The sequence below is a fragment of the Achromobacter sp. genome, from assembly GCF_050285585.1.
GTDB lineage: Bacteria > Pseudomonadota > Gammaproteobacteria > Burkholderiales > Burkholderiaceae_B > Achromobacter.
In genome coordinates, this window is the sequence record NZ_JBLZXF010000008.1 from 169,109 (window position 1) to 184,501 (window position 15,393).

The 15,393-nt window shown below is 68.5% G+C and carries 18 protein-coding genes; 12 read left to right on the top strand and 6 right to left on the bottom strand.

Translation table 11 applies throughout. The features are described from left to right. Positions 1 to 14: 14 nt before the first annotated feature. The 3 genes from hemL to ACN6PJ_RS13865 are packed head-to-tail and all read right to left on the bottom strand — an operon-like array spanning position 15 to position 2,769. Entirely contained in the window at positions 15 to 1,292 is a 1,278-nt protein-coding gene (hemL, locus tag ACN6PJ_RS13855; RefSeq protein WP_427996444.1) for a glutamate-1-semialdehyde 2,1-aminomutase, read from the bottom strand. A gap of 5 nt (positions 1,293 to 1,297) precedes the next feature. Further along, the gene (thiE, locus tag ACN6PJ_RS13860; RefSeq protein ID WP_427996445.1) at positions 1,298 to 1,963 is read right to left on the bottom strand and encodes a thiamine phosphate synthase; all 666 of its coding nucleotides are present in this window, start codon (positions 1,961 to 1,963) and stop codon (positions 1,298 to 1,300) included. Next, positions 1,960 to 2,769 (bottom strand): bifunctional hydroxymethylpyrimidine kinase/phosphomethylpyrimidine kinase, encoded by an 810-nt coding sequence (locus ACN6PJ_RS13865; RefSeq protein ID WP_427996446.1) that lies wholly within the window; start codon positions 2,767 to 2,769, stop codon positions 1,960 to 1,962. The genes thiE and ACN6PJ_RS13865 overlap by 4 nt, the downstream gene beginning before the upstream one ends. Before the next feature lie 155 nt (positions 2,770 to 2,924). Here ACN6PJ_RS13865 and ACN6PJ_RS13870 point away from each other — a divergent pair, with 155 nt between their 5' ends. From ACN6PJ_RS13870 to ACN6PJ_RS13895, 6 genes are all read left to right on the top strand, one after another. Beyond that, positions 2,925 to 3,089 carry a rubredoxin gene (locus tag ACN6PJ_RS13870; protein ID WP_003814980.1) on the top strand — a complete coding sequence of 55 codons (165 nt, stop codon included), beginning with the start codon at positions 2,925 to 2,927 and terminating at the stop codon, positions 3,087 to 3,089. A gap of 150 nt (positions 3,090 to 3,239) precedes the next feature. Continuing rightward, a complete protein-coding gene (locus ACN6PJ_RS13875; RefSeq protein ID WP_427996447.1) occupies positions 3,240 to 3,827 on the top strand; it encodes a YqgE/AlgH family protein in 588 nt (195 codons plus the stop codon). Further along, complete coding sequence (gene ruvX / locus ACN6PJ_RS13880) at positions 3,820 to 4,221, top strand: Holliday junction resolvase RuvX (RefSeq protein WP_427996448.1); 402 nt, start codon at positions 3,820 to 3,822, stop codon at positions 4,219 to 4,221. The genes ACN6PJ_RS13875 and ruvX overlap by 8 nt, the downstream gene beginning before the upstream one ends. A 21-nt stretch (positions 4,222 to 4,242) precedes the next feature. Then, a complete protein-coding gene (locus tag ACN6PJ_RS13885) occupies positions 4,243 to 5,160 on the top strand; it encodes an aspartate carbamoyltransferase (protein ID WP_427996449.1) in 918 nt (305 codons plus the stop codon). After that, positions 5,157 to 6,446 (top strand): dihydroorotase, encoded by a 1,290-nt coding sequence (locus ACN6PJ_RS13890; RefSeq protein ID WP_427996450.1) that lies wholly within the window; start codon positions 5,157 to 5,159, stop codon positions 6,444 to 6,446. The genes ACN6PJ_RS13885 and ACN6PJ_RS13890 overlap by 4 nt, the downstream gene beginning before the upstream one ends. Beyond that, positions 6,443 to 7,183: a lysophospholipid acyltransferase family protein gene (locus ACN6PJ_RS13895; RefSeq protein WP_427996451.1), complete on the top strand. Its 741-nt coding sequence runs from the start codon at positions 6,443 to 6,445 to the stop codon at positions 7,181 to 7,183. The genes ACN6PJ_RS13890 and ACN6PJ_RS13895 overlap by 4 nt, the downstream gene beginning before the upstream one ends. Positions 7,184 to 7,208: 25 nt before the next feature. Here the strand turns inward: ACN6PJ_RS13895 and ACN6PJ_RS13900 are convergent, their stop codons facing one another. Beyond that, a complete protein-coding gene (locus tag ACN6PJ_RS13900; RefSeq protein WP_427996452.1) occupies positions 7,209 to 8,102 on the bottom strand; it encodes a LysR family transcriptional regulator in 894 nt (297 codons plus the stop codon). 173 nt (positions 8,103 to 8,275) lie between these two features. On the opposite strand from ACN6PJ_RS13900, the gene ACN6PJ_RS13905 reads away from it, so the two are divergent. The 6 genes from ACN6PJ_RS13905 to ACN6PJ_RS13930 all read left to right on the top strand — a co-directional run bounded on the left by ACN6PJ_RS13905 (position 8,276) and on the right by ACN6PJ_RS13930 (position 13,252). Beyond that, on the top strand, positions 8,276 to 8,950 hold the full coding sequence (locus tag ACN6PJ_RS13905; protein WP_427996453.1) for an RraA family protein: 675 nt from the start codon (positions 8,276 to 8,278) through the stop codon (positions 8,948 to 8,950). After that, positions 8,947 to 10,191, top strand: a complete 1,245-nt coding sequence (locus ACN6PJ_RS13910; RefSeq protein ID WP_427996454.1) for an aminotransferase class I/II-fold pyridoxal phosphate-dependent enzyme — start codon at positions 8,947 to 8,949, stop codon at positions 10,189 to 10,191. Before ACN6PJ_RS13905 ends, ACN6PJ_RS13910 begins: the two co-directional genes overlap by 4 nt. 63 nt (positions 10,192 to 10,254) lie before the next feature. Further along, a complete protein-coding gene (locus ACN6PJ_RS13915) occupies positions 10,255 to 11,082 on the top strand; it encodes an ABC transporter substrate-binding protein (RefSeq protein WP_427996455.1) in 828 nt (275 codons plus the stop codon). Between the two features lie 28 nt (positions 11,083 to 11,110). After that, on the top strand, positions 11,111 to 11,812 hold the full coding sequence (locus ACN6PJ_RS13920) for an amino acid ABC transporter permease (RefSeq protein ID WP_427996456.1): 702 nt from the start codon (positions 11,111 to 11,113) through the stop codon (positions 11,810 to 11,812). 1 nt (position 11,813) lies between these two features. After that, on the top strand, positions 11,814 to 12,530 hold the full coding sequence (locus ACN6PJ_RS13925) for an amino acid ABC transporter permease (protein WP_427996457.1): 717 nt from the start codon (positions 11,814 to 11,816) through the stop codon (positions 12,528 to 12,530). Continuing rightward, complete coding sequence (locus tag ACN6PJ_RS13930) at positions 12,527 to 13,252, top strand: amino acid ABC transporter ATP-binding protein (RefSeq protein WP_427996458.1); 726 nt, start codon at positions 12,527 to 12,529, stop codon at positions 13,250 to 13,252. The genes ACN6PJ_RS13925 and ACN6PJ_RS13930 overlap by 4 nt, the downstream gene beginning before the upstream one ends. Before the next feature lie 120 nt (positions 13,253 to 13,372). Here the strand turns inward: ACN6PJ_RS13930 and ACN6PJ_RS13935 are convergent, their stop codons facing one another. Both ACN6PJ_RS13935 and lptG read right to left on the bottom strand, forming a co-directional pair. After that, positions 13,373 to 14,206, bottom strand: coding sequence for a symmetrical bis(5'-nucleosyl)-tetraphosphatase (locus ACN6PJ_RS13935; RefSeq protein ID WP_427996459.1), 834 nt, complete (start codon positions 14,204 to 14,206; stop codon positions 13,373 to 13,375). Continuing rightward, positions 14,203 to 15,381 carry an LPS export ABC transporter permease LptG gene (lptG, locus tag ACN6PJ_RS13940; RefSeq protein WP_427996460.1) on the bottom strand — a complete coding sequence of 393 codons (1,179 nt, stop codon included), beginning with the start codon at positions 15,379 to 15,381 and terminating at the stop codon, positions 14,203 to 14,205. Before lptG ends, ACN6PJ_RS13935 begins: the two co-directional genes overlap by 4 nt. Between the last annotated feature and the right edge of the window lie 12 nt (positions 15,382 to 15,393).

Sequence of the window (15,393 nt, forward strand, 5' to 3'; positions counted from 1 at the left end):
CGCGCGGGGCTTGCTTACATCGACGCGAAGGCCTTTTCGGCGATGTCCAGGGTGGACTTGATCACGGCGTCGTCGTGCGTGGCCGAAACGAAGCCGGCCTCGAACGCCGAAGGCGCGAAGTGCACGCCGTGGTCCAGCATGGCGTGGAAGAATCGGTTGAACGCGGCGGTGTCGCAGGCAGAGACCTCGGCGAACGAGGCGGGCACCTTGTCGCTGAAATAGATGCCGAACATGCCGCCCACCGAGTCGGCGGAAAAGGCCAGGCCCGCGGCGCGGGCGCGTTCCTGCAGGCCCTGGGCCAGCTTGGCGGTCTGGGCCGACAGCTTCTCATAGAAGCCGGGCGCGGCGATCAGGCGCAGCGTGGCCAGGCCCGCGGCCACGGCCACGGGGTTGCCCGACAGCGTGCCGGCCTGGTAGACGCCGCCCAGCGGAGCGATGTGCTTCATGATCTCGGCGCTGCCGCCGAAGGCGCCCACCGGCATGCCGCCGCCGATCACCTTGGCCAGCGTGGTGAGGTCGGGCTTGACGCCCGTCAGGCCCTGCACGCCTTGCGGGCCTACCCGGAAGCCGGTCATCACTTCGTCGAAGATCAGCAGCGCGCCGTGTTGCGTGCAGACCTCGCGCAGGCCTTCCAGGAAGCCCGGCGCGGGCTTGATCAGGTTCATGTTGCCGGCGACCGGCTCCACGATGATGCAGGCGATGTCGGCGCCATGGCGGGCGAAAGCCTCGCGCACCGCGTCCAGGTTGTTGTATTCCAGGGTCAGCGTGTGCGACACGAACTCGGGCGGCACGCCGGCCGAGCTGGGATTGCCGAAGGTCAGCAGGCCGGAGCCGGCCTTGACCAGCAGGCTGTCCGAGTGGCCGTGGTAGCAGCCTTCGAACTTCACGATCTTGGCGCGGCCGGTGGCGCCGCGCGCGAGGCGGATGGCCGTCATGGTGGCTTCCGTGCCGGAACTGACCAGGCGCACCTGTTCCAGCGAGGGCAGGCGAGCGATCAGGACTTCGGCCAGTTCGATCTCCGCTTCGGTGGGGGCGCCGAACGATAGGCCGTTGACGGCGGCTTCCTGCACCGCGCGCACGACGTCGGGGTGCGAGTGGCCCAGGATGGCCGGGCCCCACGAACCCACGTAGTCGATGTACTGCTTGTCTTCCGCATCCCAGACGTACGGGCCTTGCGCGCGCTTGATGAAGCGCGGGGTGCCGCCCACGGAGCGGAAGGCGCGCACGGGCGAATTGACGCCGCCGGGGATGCTGCGGCAGGCGCGTTCGAAAAGCTGGGCGTTACTGGACATGGCGTTCAAGGCTTGCGGTTGGGGTTGGCGGAATAGGGTGCGGCGCAGGCCGCCGCTGCGGCGCGGATGCTGGGCGCTTCGAAGAGTCCGGTGATGACGGCGATGGCGTCGGCGCCGGCCTGCGCCACCAGCGGCGCGTTGTCGGGCGTGATGCCGCCGATGGCGACGACCGCCGGGCGCGGGGCGTCGCGCTCATCGGTCAGGCGGCGGGCTTCGGCCAGCACCGAGAGCGGCGCGCGCACGGTGTCGGGCTTGACGGTGGAGGCGAACATGGCGCCGAAGGCGATGTAGTCGGCGCCGGCGTCGAGCAGCTCCCGCGCGCGGGCCAGATCGTCGTAGCTGGAGCCGCCCAGGATCAGGTCGGGGCCGGCCTCGGCGCGGATGCGCGCCAGGCTGTCGTCGTCGCGGCCCACGTGCGCGCCGTCGGCGCCCACGTCCAGCGCCAGGCGCCAGTCGTCATTGATCAGGAAGACCACGCCCAGTTCGCGGCATAGCGGCGCCAGCGCGCGCGCCTGTTCGGCGCGCACCGAGTCGGGCACGTTCTTGCGGCGCAGCTGCAGCGAGCGCATGCCGCCCTCGGCGGCTTTGCGGACGGCCTGCAGCAGGCGGTCCGTGTCGTCCCATTCGGGGGTGACGCCGTACAGGCCGGCGGGGAAACGCAGCGCTTTCATTGCGGGTGGATCCGGTTGGGGATGCGCCGGCCCATGCCCGGCAGGAAGCTGGCGGCGATGGCGGCGTCGGCATGGGCCAGGCCCTGGCGCACGGCTTCCGGCATGTCCAGCCCGCGGGCCAGCATGGCGGCGATGGCGGCGGCGGCCACGCCGCCGGCGTCGCCGTTGCGGTCGGGCGGGGCCTGCCACGGCAGGGTGCTGGTCTGGCCATTGGGCCCCAGCAGCATGTTGGCGTAGTGGCCGGGACGCTGGGGGCTGCCCAGGACCAGCACCCATTCCGCGCCCGCCGCCACCAGGGCATGCATGGGCGACGGTGCGTCCCCGATATCGATGTCGCCGTCGGCGTGCCACTGCGCCAGGCGCAGGTGCTCGATGACCAGCAGGTCGGTCTGGGGCAGCACCAATTCCAGGGTTGCGGCCAGCAGGTCGTCGGCCTCGTCCTCGTCGGCGGCGTCGGCCGGGGGCTGGGCGCGCTGGCCCAGGTGCAGGACCAGCGGCACCTGGCTGTAGTCGGCGGCGATCTGCGCGGCCACGCTGGCCGTTTCCGCAGTGTATAGTCCGCCCACCTTGATGGCCTGCACCGACATGTCTTCGAGCAGGCAGCGCGCCTGGTCGTCCAGGAGGTCGGGCGAGACGGGGTGGATTTCTTCGATGCCGGCGGTATCCCGCACGGTCAGCGCGGTTACGGCCGCGAGGCCGTGGCAACCCAGGCGGGCGCAGGTAACGGCGTCTGCCGGCAAACCGTCGGAGCCCGAGGGATCGAGCGGACCGAAGACCAAAACGAGAGGGGGAGTAACGGGGGCCACGTGGACAGCGCTTGAGTAAGGGTACCCGGACTCATTTGCTGCGAATCAGGGGAACCCCTATTGGGTTTCGGTAAGATTGTCCCCATTCTAATGGAAGCCCCTTACCTTTGCCCTGCCGCCGGGGCGAGGGCCAGGATTTGATGTAAGAGAGAACTATGCGTACATGGATGTGTTTGATTTGCGGCTGGGTCTACGATGAAGAGGCCGGCCTGCCCGACGAGGGCATTGCGCCGGGCACGCGCTGGGAAGACGTGCCGCCGAATTGGGTCTGTCCCGAATGCGGCGCGCGCAAAGAGGACTTCGAATTGATGGAAATCTGAAGCGGCGCAGCCGACATATTCCGCCAAGGCTCGTAAGATGGGATCAAGCCCCATCCCTCGCAATCGTAGGACAGCCTGCCGCAAGGCCTGAGGGCCGCGTTCGCGCGGCCCGTCCCACGATTCTCTCAGACTACCCACGAAGGGGTTGCCATGACGGAAACTCACCACGACGAATCCACGACGCAGGCGGCCAATTTCGCCAACCAGTTCCTGATCGCCATGCCGGGCATGGTGGAAGGCAGCCTGGCGGGCTCGGTCATCTATGTCTGCGAACACACCGAGCGTGGCGCGCTGGGCCTGGTCATCAACCGGCCCACCGACCTGACGCTGGGCACCTTGTTCGAGCGCATCGATCTGACGCTGGAGATCGGTCCCGTGAAGGACACGCTGGTTTTCTTCGGCGGTCCGGTGCAGACCGATCGCGGCTTCGTGCTGCACGCGCCCGCGGGCGACTACAGCTCCAGCATCAAGCTGGGGGGCATGGCGCTTACCACGTCGCGCGACGTGCTGCAGGCCGTTGCCGAGGGCAACGGGCCGGCCCGCATGCTGGTCACGCTGGGCTATGCCGGCTGGGGCGCGGGCCAGCTCGAAAGCGAGATGGCCCAGAACGCCTGGCTGAGCGTTGGCGCCGACGACAGCATCATCTTCGATGTGCCTCCCGAAGAGCGCTATCCCGCCGCGCTGAAGCTGCTGGGCATCGATCCGGTCATGCTGGCGGGCGACGCGGGCCATGCCTGAAGAGACCCTGCTTGCCTTCGATTTCGGCGAAAAGAAGATCGGCATCGCCATCGGCAACACGCTGACGCGCCAGGCGCGTCCGCTGGAAATCATCTTCAGCGAAGTGCGCGAGGCGCGCTTCGGCCGCATCGCCGCGCTGCTGCAGGAATGGCAGCCCCGCCGCGTCGTCGTGGGGCTGGCGCTGGACGCCGACGGCGGCGAACAGCCCGCCACCGCGCGCTGCCGCCGCTTCGCCAATCAGTTGCACGGCCGGTTCGGCGTCGCCGTCGAACTGGTGGACGAGCGCGGCTCCAGCCTGGAGGCGCAGCGCCTGCTCGGAACGCACGCCGCCGATGACGCGATGGCCGCGGCTGTTATCCTGCAACGATACCTGGACACCCTGCCGGCGGCCTGACGCTTGCCGCCCGGCTTGCCTATGCTCAATCCGCAACTCGATCGCCGCGGCGAACTGATACACCTGCTGACCACGGAAGGCCTGCCCCGGCGCCATGTCGAGCGGCTGCTGGACGCCGCGCGCGCCCTGGCGGGCGCGGGGGCGGCGCGGGGGCCCGCGGCCGGGTTGCCGGTATTCCTTTGCCTGCCGGGAGATGCCGAGCGGGATCGCAGCGAATTCGCCGCCGCCTCCGCGCGCCTCGGGCTGCGGGCCGTTGCGCTGGACGCCGGGGCCGGCGATGCGCTGGCCGGAACCGTCGCGGGCCTGGAGCCGGGCCTGCTGGTGTTGCGCCACGCGGCCAGCGGCGCGGCGCATTGCGCGGCGGTCCACGCGGCGCCGGGCCTGCGCATCGTCAACGCGGGCGACGGCAGCCATGCCGATCCCTTGCCGGCGCTGGCGCTGGTGCAGGCGATACAGGACGCCAAGCAGGACCTGACGAACCTGGCGGTAACGCTGGTGGGCGATGTCCGGCATTCGCGAGTGGCGCGTTCGGCGATCCATGCCATGACCACGCTGGGCGTTCCGGAAGTGCGCGCGGCGGCGCCGCGCGGCTTGCTGCCCGACAGCCTGGCGCAATTGGGCGCGCGCGCCTGCGCCTCGCTGCGGGAAGGGTTGCAGGGCGCCGACGTCATCATTGTCCTGCCGCTCGATGTGGAACGGATCAGCGGCGCGCTGCTGCCCTCCGCCCGCGAGTACGCGCAATCCTGGGGGCTGACGCCAGCCAGTCTGGCGGATGCGCGGCCCGATGCGCTGCTGCTGCCCGCGGGCCCGTTGACGCCGGGCATCGAGGTCGACGGCGATGTCGCGGCCAGTCTGGCGCCCGCGCAGGCGCAATTGGCCGGACTTGAGCAGCGCCTGCGCGAGGCGGCCCTGGACCTGCTCGCAGGAGGCGCGCCATGAGGCTGCACATCGCGAACGGCAGGCTGATCGACCCGGCGAACGGCGTGGACGGGCAGCACGATCTCTTTATCGCCGAAGGCCGCGTCGCGGCGGTGGGCCGGAGGCCCGACGGTTTCGAGGCCGACCGCCGGCTGGACGCGGCAGGGCTGGCCGTGCTGCCGGGCCTGGTCGACCTGTGCGCGCGGGTGGCACAGCCCGGCGCGGCGGCTTTCGCGCCTTCCGAGTTGCGCGCGGCGCTGGCGGGCGGCGTGACCTGCCTGGTGCTGCCGCCCGACCCAGGGGCGCCGCTGGATGAGCCGGGCAAGGCGGACGCGCTGATGCGCCCGGCCCACCCGGGGCAATGCCGCGTGCGTCCGCTGGGCGCGATGACGGTGGGCCTCGCGGGCGAAACGCTGGCCGAAATGGATCTGCTTGCCCGGGCCGGCTGCCTGGCCTATGCGCAAGGAGACAAGGGCATCGCCGACACGCGCGTGCTGTGGGGCGCGATGCGCCACGCCAGCGGCCTGGGCCATACGCTGTGGCTGCGGCCGCAGGACCCCTGGCTTGCGCGCGGCACGGTGGCCGCCGGCGGCGCCTACGCCGAACGCCTGGGCCTGGAAGGGTTGCCGCCGCAAGCGGAGACGGTGGCCTTGCAGACGCTCTTCGAATTGCAGCGCGCCACCGGCGCCCGGGTGCACCTGACGCGGCTGTCCACGGCGGCCGGTCTGGATATGCTGCGGGCGGCAAGGCGCGAAGGCCTGCCGCTGACGGCGGACGTTTCCGCCAACAGCCTGCACCTGACCGATGTCGATATCGGTTTCTTCGACACGAATTTCCACCTGGATCCGCCGCTGCGCGGCCAGCGCGACCGCGATGCGATCCAGGCGGCGCTGGCCGACGGCACGGTCGACGCCCTGTGTTCGGATCACACTCCGGTCGAGGGGCGCGCGAAGGCCGCGCCGTTCCCGCTGTCCGAACCCGGCGCCACGGGCCTGGAACTGCTGCTGTCCCTGGCATTGAAGTGGGCGCGCGACAGCCGCCGGCCCCTGGCCGAGGCGCTGGCGCGGGTGACCAGCGGCCCCGCCTCGGTGCTGGGCAGGATCGCGCCGCTGGCCGCGCCGGCGGGCCAGCTGGGCGTGGGCGCGCCGGCGGACCTCTGCCTGGCCGACCTAGACGCCGAATGGCTGGTGACGCCGGGCGCGCTGCAAAGCCGCAGCGGCCACACCCCGTTCGCGGGTATGATGCTGCCCGGCCGTGTACGCGCCACCGTCGTGGGTGGCAGCCTGGCCTGGGAGACTCCGGTTTGAAGCTGCTGCGCTTTGTCCTTAGGCTGTTCCTGGTATTGCCCTGGATCATTTTCGGCCTGCTCTGCGTGGGCCTGGTGTATCCGCTGCTCGGGAACGGGAAGCGCGCCTGGCTGAACCGCCGCTGGTCCCGCTGCCTGATGGCCTTCTGTGGCCTGCGGGTGATCCTGAAGGGCGAGCCGCGCCTGACGGGACCGGTGCTGATGGTGGCCAACCACGTATCGTGGATCGACATCTTCGTGCTCAATTCGGCGCGCGCCACGTCCTTTGTCGCGAAGAGCGAAATCCGCAGCTGGCCCGTCATAGGCTGGCTGGTGGCCGGCGCCGGCACGCTGTTCATCGAACGCGGCCAACGCCACGCCGTGCATGCGATGGGCGAGGCCATGCAGGCCCGCTTCAAGCAGGGCGATGCCGTGGGCCTGTTTCCCGAAGGCACGACCAGCGAAGGCTTCGAGCTGCTTCCCTTCCACGCCAGCCTGTTCGAGCCGGCCCGCGCCGCCGCCGTCGAAATCCAGCCGGTCGCCCTGCGTTTTCTTCAGCACGGCAAGCGCAGCGGCTACGCCGCCTTCGTGGGCGAGGAGTCCCTGGTCGCCAATCTCTGGCGCGTGCTGGGCGTGACCGGCCTGGCCGTGGAAGTGGTCTTCCTGCCCCCGCTGCCCGCCCGCCATCCCGACGGCAGCCTGCCTACCCGCCTGGAACTTTCCCACCAGGCCCGCGACGCGATTCTGAGCGCGCTGTAGCCCGAGAGGGGCCGCAAAGCGCCCCTCACCGGCCCGCGGCGGAAAATTCGCAGCAACTCTCCGCCAACTCCGCAACGCTCTCGCAAAACGCCACATCCGCATCCCTGCGGAACATCGCGCAATACACCGATTGCGGCGGCGCCAGGCTGGTGCGGGCGATGACCAGCTGCTTCGCGCTGACCATGTCCGCGAAATAGTCGCGCGGCAGGCAGCTGACGCCGAAGCCGGCGGCGGTCAGCCCGGCCATCGCGATCAGGCTGTTGATGGTGAAGATATTGCTGGCCGGCGTGTGCGGCCGCAGCCAGCCGTCGTAGATCATGTTCAGGCCCGATTCCCGGCTCTGCCGCAGCAGGGGCAGGGCCGCGATGTCCGCAGGCGTGTAGACGCGGCTGGAGTCGATCATGTCGGGGCTGCCCATCCAGGCGAACTCCAGGCGCTGCAGCGGCACCACCTGCAGGTTCGGCTCCGCGAATTCCCCGTGCAGGAACGCCATGTCCAGTTGGCCTGCCTGCAGGCGTTTGAGCAGGTCCGCGCCCAGGTCGATGTGCGGCTCCAGCGTGATGCGAGGGTAATGCGCCCGCAACAGCCGGATCAGCGCGGGCAGCCAGGTCATCGCGGTGATCTCCGTGATGCCGAAGCGGAACGTGCCCGTCAGCGTGTGCTGGCCTTTCAGGCGCACCAGCAACCGGTCGCGATGGCCCAGCATTTCTTCCGCCAGCGCATAGACCTCGTGGCCGCGCGCGGTCAGCTCGGCGCGGTGGCCGGAGCGGTCGAACAGGGCGATATCGAAGTCCGCCTCCAGTTCCTGGATGCGCTTGGTGATGGCGGATTGCGTGGTGTGCAGCTTCTGCGCCGAGGCGGAAAACGTGCCCAGCCTGACGGTCCAGTACAGGGCCTCGATCTGCTTGAAGGTCAGCATCCGAGGCGCTCCGGAGCAGCGATATTCATTCCGAAATTTCCATTAAGGGCTAACCCTTATATTCCATAAAGCGATGAAGTTCGTGGAAATTTAATCCCTTTTACGGAATCGCAAAAGCTCGCACCATGGCGCCTGCCTCATTCAATCACCGACTCAGGATTTTGCAGATCGCCATGGCCTCCATTCATACCGGCGCCCGGATATTGCCCGCTACACCCGTTGCTTCCGCCGAGGTTCTCCAGGCGCTGGCCGGCATCGTCACGCCGCACCTCAGCGACAACCTCGCGCGCCGCGAAGGCATTTCGGGCCTGCGCCGCTATAACGGCGCGGGCAAACTGGTCGGCACGGCCCTCACCGTCAAGACCCGCCCGGGCGACAACCTCCTCATCTACAAGGCCATGATGCAGGTGCAGCCTGGCCACGTGCTGGTCGTGGACGCCGGCGGCGACCTGTCCAACGCCGTGCTGGGTGAAATCATGAAGCGCTACCTCCAGATCCACGGCTGCGCCGGCGTGGTGGTGGACGGCGCGATCCGCGACGTGGCCGCCTTCGAGGCCGACAGCTTTCCCTGCTACGCGCGCGGCCACATTCACCGCGGCCCCTACAAGGATGGCCCCGGCGAGGTCAACGTGCCCGTGTCCATCGGCGGCCAGGTCATCAACCCGGGCGACATCGTGGTGGGCGACGAGGACGGCCTGGTCAGCTTCCCGCCTTCCGAGGCCGAGGCCCTGATCGCCGCCGCGCAGGCGCATGCCGCCAAGGAGCAGCGCATCATGGCCGAGATCGCCGGCGGCGAGAAGGCGCAGAGCTGGATGCAGGCCGCCTTCGCGGCCAAGGGGCTGGCATGAGCGCGCGGCATGAAGGCGGTCCCGCGGACGCGGCCGCAAGCGCATTCCTGGCGGCCCGGGCGCGCGCCATCAAGCCCTCGCCCAGCATGGCGGCCAAGAGCCGTGTCGATCAGTTGCGCGCGCAGGGCAGGGACATCGTCGATTTCACGGTGGGCGAACCGGACCTGCCCACGCCCGCGCACATTGTGCAGGCCGGCATCGACGCGCTCAACAGCGGCGACATCCGCTACACCGCGTCCGCCGGCTCCAGGCCGCTGCTGGAAGCGGTGCGCGCCAAGTTCCAGCGCGAGAACGGGCTGGACTACGCGCTGGACGAACTGATCGTCGGCGTGGGCGCCAAGCAGCTGATCTTCACCGCGCTGGCCGCCACCGTGCAGGCGGGCGACGAGGTCATCATTCCCGCGCCGTACTGGGTGTCGTATCCGGACATGGTGCTGGTCAACGACGGCACCCCCGTCGTGGTGCCTTGCCCCGAGTCCGACGGCTTCAAGCTCACGCCCGAAGCGCTGGAGCGCGCGATCACCCCGCGCAGCAAATGGCTGCTCCTGAATACGCCCAGCAACCCCACCGGCGCGATGTACGACGCCGCCGAGCTGCGGGCGCTGGGCGAGGTGCTGGCGCGGCATCCGCAGGTCTGGCTGATGACCGATGAGATCTACGAACATCTCGCCTATGGCGATGCGACGCATCTGTCGCCCGCGGCCGCGGTGCCGGCGCTTGCCAGCCGCTGCCTCACGATCAATGGCGTGTCCAAGGCCTATGCGATGACCGGCTGGCGCCTGGGCTATGCGGGCGGGCCGAAGGCCCTGATCAAGGCCATGGCCACGCTGATCTCGCAGAGCACCAGCTGCGTCAGCGCGATCAGCCAGTCGGCGGCGCGCACCGCGCTCACCGCCGACCAGGCCTGCGTGCGCGAGGCCGCGGAAGTATTCCATGCGCGCCGCGATCGGATCGTCGCGCGGTTGAACGCCGTGCCCGGCATCCGCTGTCCGCAGCCCCAGGGCGCGTTCTATGTCTACCCCTCGGTGGCGGGGCTGCTGGGCAAGCGCGCGGCCGACGGACGCGTGCTGCGGACCGACCTGGACGTCGTGATGTTCCTGCTGGACGTCGCGGGCGTGGCGGTGCTGGACGGCGCTGCCTATGGCCTGTCGCCCTATCTGCGGCTGAGCTTCGCCACCTCGATGGAGCATATCGAGGAAGGTTGCCGCCGCATCCGCGAGGCATGCGTCGGATTGATTTGACTGAGGGCGGCCCGCGGGTCGCCCGGACCGGCTGTACCCATACCTACACACAGGGGAAATACCATGAAGACAACGATCGCTTCCTTCATCGCCGCCGCCGGCCTGGCCGCCGCGCTCGCTCCCGCCGCCCATGCCGACACGCTGGCCGACATCAAGGCGCGCGGCAAGTTCATCTGCGGCACCATGGGCACGGCCGAGCCATTCAGCTTCCAGGATCCGAAAACCCGCGGCATCGTCGGCTACGAGGTCGACATGTGCCAGGCCGTGGCCGACAGCCTGGGCGTGCCGCTGGAGCTCAAGCTCATTGCCGTGGAGGCGCGCATCCCCGAACTGATCGCCGGCCGCGTGGACGTGGTGGCGGCCAACCTGGGCTGGAGCCCCGAGCGGGCGAAGCAGATCGACTATTCGCACCAGCATTTCGTGAGCCTGCAGAAAGTGCTCGCGCGCGATTCGGACAAGGACCTGAAGGCGCCCGCCGACCTGGCAGGCAAGCGCGTCAGCGCGGTGCGGGGCTCGTCGTCCGAGCAGGGCGCGCGCAAGAACATCCCGAATGTCGAGCCCGTGACCTTCAAGGATCCGAGCGGCGCGTTCCTGGCGCTGCAGCAGGGCAAGGTCAGCGGCTTCGTGGCCTCCGAACTCATGCTGGTCAAGCTCAAGCAGCAGGCCGCCGGCAGCGCCGTCCCGGTCAAGATCCTGGAGCCGGCACTGTTCGTCGAACCCTGGGGCATGGGCGTGCGCAAGGGCGACACGGCGATGCTGGAACAGGTGAACAAGGTGCTCGACGGCATGGAAGCCTCGGGCCAGGCGGCCAAGACCTTCGACAAGTGGTTCGGCGCGGGCACCCCGTTCAACATGAAGCGCGACTTCAGCATCGAAGCCATCAAGGGTTGACGCGCCGAGCGCGCTGGAGCCTGGTTCGATGCACTACGTTTTCGACTTCGGCGCCATCTTCCAGGGGGAATACCCGGCCTGGCTGCTCAGGGGGCTCGTCACCACCCTGGCGCTGGCCGGATTCGCTTGGATCCTGGCGTTCTTCGTGGGCAGCCTGCTGGCGGTAATCCGCCTGACGGGCTCGCCCGTGGCCAACGGGGTGATCGCGACGTACGTCGCGTTCCATCGCAACGTGCCCATGCTGGTGCACATTCTTTTCTGGTATTTCGGCGTGCCGGCGCTGCTGCCCCAGGCCGCCACCGACTGGCTCAACAGCCACGGCAGCGAGTTCATCCTGTCCTGCATCGCGATCGGGCTGGTGATGTCCGCCTATGTCTGCGAGGACCTGCGCAGCGCCGTGCGCGGCATTGCGCCCGGCCAGGTCGAGGCGGCGCGCGCGCTGGGCCTGAGCTTCCTGGCCACGATGCGCAAGGTCGTGCTGCCGCAGGCGTTCCGCATCGCCATCCCGCCCTTGCTCAACCAGACCCTGCTGCTGTTGAAGAACACCAGCCTGGCCATGGCCATCGGCGTGACCGAACTCACCGCCGCCGGCCGCGAAATCGAGAACTACACATTCCGCACCTTCGAGGCCTACGCGGTCGTGACCGTCATCTACCTGGCGCTGTCGTTCCTGATCATGGGGGGCGGCGCCCTCCTGCAACGGCGCTACCGTCCGCTGGGAGCGCGCTGACATGTGGGACATACTCAAGGACAACTGGCTGTTGCTGCTGATCGGGCAATATCCCCAAGGCCCGATCGGCGGCCTCGCGGCCACCCTGGGGCTGGCCGCGGTCAGCCTGGCCCTGGCGCTGCCCTGCGGCGTGCTGCTGGCGCTGGGCCGGATCAGCCCCTACCGGATCTTCTACTGGCCGGCGTCGGCCGTGGTGTATCTGGTGCGCGGGCTGCCGCTGCTGATGTTCATCTTCTGGGCCTACTTCTTCGTGCCGCTCATCATCGGCCGGCCGGTCGCCGGGACCACGACAATGGTGGTGGCGCTGGTCTGCTACGAAAGCGCCTACCTGGCCGAGATCATCCGCGCCGGCATCCAGGCGCTGCCGCCGGGCCAGCAGGAAGCCAGCCGCGCGCTGGGCCTGTCGTACATGCAGACCATGCGCCGCGTGATCCTGCCCCAGGCGCTCTACAACATGCTGCCCAGCATGCTGAGCCAGTTCGTCTCCACCGTGAAGGAGACGTCGCTGGCCTACGTCATCAGCGTCCAGGAACTCACCTACGCGGCAAACCAGATCAACAGCGTGCTGCTGACCAAGCCGTTCGAGGTCTTCGGGCTGCTGGCGCTGACCTATTTCATCCTGAATTTCGGGCTGAGCTCATTGGTGCACCTGACCGAACGCCGTATCGGCAGGCGCCGCGCCGGGCTCATGCCTGCTCCTCGCGCGGTGGCGACATGATCCGATTTTCCGAAGTGCAGAAGTGGTACGGGCAATACCAGGCGTTGGCCGACGTGACGGCGCAGGTGAAGCAGGGCGAGGTGGTGGTGGTATGCGGGCCATCGGGGTCGGGAAAATCGACGCTGATCCGCACCGTCAACCGGCTGGAACCCATCCAGAAGGGCGTGATCGAGGTGGACGGCCAGGACATCTACGGCCCCAAGGTGCATCTGGATACGTTGCGCAGCCATATCGGTTTCGTGTTCCAGCAGTTCAACCTGTTCCCGCATCTGTCGGTGCTGGAGAATCTGATGCTGGCCCCGCTTCAACTCAAGCGCGCCCGCCGGCCCGAGGCGCGCGAACGCGCCCTGCAACTGCTGGACCGCGTCGGTCTGGCCCACAAGGCCGAGTCCTATCCCGCTCAGTTGTCCGGCGGCCAGCAGCAACGCGTCGCCATCGCCCGGGCGCTGGCCATGAATCCGCCGGTGATGCTGTTCGACGAGCCCACCAGCGCGCTGGACCCGGAAATGGTGGGCGAGGTGCTGCAAGTAATGAAGGGCCTGGCCAAGGACGGCATGACCATGGTCTGCGTGACCCACGAAATGGGCTTCGCGCGCGAGGTCGCGGATCGGGTGTGGTTCATGGATGCCGGGCGGATTGTCGAGACCGGTACGCCGGAGGAATTCTTCACCCGGCCGGGGACGGCGCGGGCGCAGAAGTTTTTGGCGGAGATCCGGCATTGAAGGGCTTGTGCGGGGCTCGGTCCCGGGGCGGTCGGTGGGTTTGAGTTCTTGAGACGCCCGCGCCGACGGGCGACCTACGAAAAGCAGCGACGGCACCCGTCCGCCACCTGCCCCAAAAAACTATTCCGACAACGGATCCTGAAACTGCGAACACTTAACCTGCACCAGCTTCCGATCCTGCAACCGCAACGCCGTCAACGACCCCCCCCATACGCATCCGGTATCCAGGCAGATCACGTCCGGCCGTTGCAGCAGCCCCAGCGTCGACCAGTGGCCGAACACCGTGGTGACGTTCCGCGTTGCGCGGTTCGGCACGTCGAACCAGGGCACCAGCCCCGGAGGCCACGCGCCCGGCGTTACCTTGGTGGCGAACTCCATGTGCCCGTTCGGCGTGCACAGGCGGATGCGCGTCAGCGCATTGATGATGACCCGCATCCGCTTGCCGCCCTTGTGGTCTTCCTTCCAGGTGGCCGGTTCGTTGCCGTACATCTTTTGCAGCGCCTTCTGCCAGTTCGGCCCGCGCAGCGCGTCCTGGACCTCGCCGGCCAGGGCCAGCGTCTTGGCGACGTCCCATTTGGCCAGCGTGCCGGCGTGGACCAGCAGGTGGTTCTGCTCGAAGTGCGCCAGGGGCCGGAACCGCAGCCAGTTGATCAGGTCCGCGGCGTCCGGCGCCCGCAGGATCTCTTCGAGCGTGTCCGACTTGGACGGCTTGCGCACGCCCGCGGCCGTGGCCAGCAGGTGCAGGTCGTGGTTGCCCAGCACCGAGGTGGCGCGGTCGCCCAGGTCGATGATGCGGCGCAGGGTTTCCAGCGACTGGGGGCCGCGGTTGACCAGGTCGCCGGCGAACCAGAGACGCGATTGGGGGTCGCCGACCAGGTCGGGGTGGGACAGCAAACGATCCAGCGGCGAGCAGCAACCCTGCACGTCGCCGATCATCCAGATACTGCCGTTCATGCGGGACTTTTGCTCCAAGGCCAACGTTGTTGGACGATCCGGGTGATGGTGTGGCGGTACTCCATGTAGCTCATGGCGCCCAGCGCCAGGATCACGGCGCCGAGGTTCGGGCCCAGCGCCGTCAGCCAGGGCGGCCACTTGCCCAGCATGCCTACGTTCAGGGCCAGCTGGTTGAGCATGAAGAAAGCCACGCCGAGCAGGATGCCCAGGAAGACCTTGGCTCCCACGCCGCCGCGGCGGGTCTGCATCAGGCCGATCGGGGCGGCGATGGTGATCATGACCAGCAGGGTGAACGGATATGCCAGTTTGCGCCACAAGGCGACGACCTGTCGACCATATTGCAGCTGGTTGTTGCGCAAATAATCCACGTAATCCAGCAGCGTGACGATGGACATCCGCTCCGGGGTCAGCACGCGGGCCAGCAGGCGTTCGGCGCTGAGGGTGGTGTCCACCGTGCGCTCCGGCACCTTGACGACCGTGGCGGGAGGATTCTTGGGGGGGCGGGCGTCGGCCAGGGCCTCGGCCGCGTTGTCGTCCAGCCGCGTTTCGGAAACGTCCTTCAGCACCAGGTCCCCGTGCGTGAACAGACCGGTGGGGGCGGTCGACAGGACCGACAGCGTCAGGTCTTTCTTGAATTCGTAGAGGGTCACGGAGTTGACCTGGCCGTCTCCCTTGAGTTCGCCGATATTGATGATGCGGGTGCCGCCGTTGGCGGTGGGTTCCTTGAACCAGTATCCGCTCTTGAGGCGGTCGCCGCCGGCCTTGCCGCGGAACATCAGGTTGGCTTCGCCGGACTTCATCTCGGCCCAGGGGGTGACGTACTCGGACAGCAGCCCCGCGCCGATCATCAGCGGGATCGTCACGATCCAGAGCATGCGCAGAAGCTTCATGCCGCTGACCCCGGAAACCCGCAGGATGACCAGCTCGTTGCGCTGGGCGAGCCCGGCCAGCGCCAGGATGGCGCCGATCAGCAGGCCGATGGGCAGGAGGTCGTACAGACGGGTGGGGATCGCCAGCGCCTGCATGTAGAGCAGGGCCATCATGGAGAACTTGTCACCCACGTTGTCCAGGTCGTCCACCAGCGCGAAGAACGTGAAAAGGCCCAGCAGGGCCAGGAGGACCACTGCGCAAGAGCGATAGATCTCGCGGGCCAGGTAGCGACGTGCGGTACGCATGTAGGAAAGAGG